The 431-nt window shown below is 65.2% G+C and carries 1 protein-coding gene; it reads left to right on the forward strand.

Translation table 11 applies throughout. From position 1 onward, the window contains the following. On the forward strand, positions 1 to 431 hold a 431-nt coding region (locus tag Tanf_RS16585), incomplete at both ends, for an autotransporter-associated beta strand repeat-containing protein (protein WP_046824571.1).

A 431-nucleotide genomic window follows, 5' to 3' on the forward strand; every position in this document is an offset into this window, starting at 1 on the left:
GCATTGCACTCACCGGCACCGGCCTGACGGTACAGGGCGCCAATGCATTGACCATCGGCAGTGCGCTCACCGGGACTGGCGCGCTCACCAAAACCGGTATAGGTGCCGTCACCTTGACCGGCGCCAATACTTATAGCGGCGGCACCACGCTGGCCGCCGGCAGCCTGACGCTGGGCAATAACACTGCGCTGGGAACCGGCACGGTGACTGCAGCAGGTGGCACCCTGTCGGGCACCACCGCACTCAACCTCGCAAACGCCTTTACGTTGACCGATAGCCTGACCATCGGCGGCAGCAATGCGGTGCGGCTCGGTGGCGCCGTCAGTGGCGGCGGCGGTTTCATCAAGACCGGTACCGGTACCTTGACCCTGGGCGGGACCAATACCTATACCGGCGGCACCGCGCTCAATGCCGGCACAGTGGTGCTGGAA

Origin of the sequence: Tannerella forsythia, from assembly GCF_001006485.1 — a bacterium.
Lineage (GTDB): Bacteria > Bacteroidota > Bacteroidia > Bacteroidales > Tannerellaceae > Tannerella > Tannerella forsythia.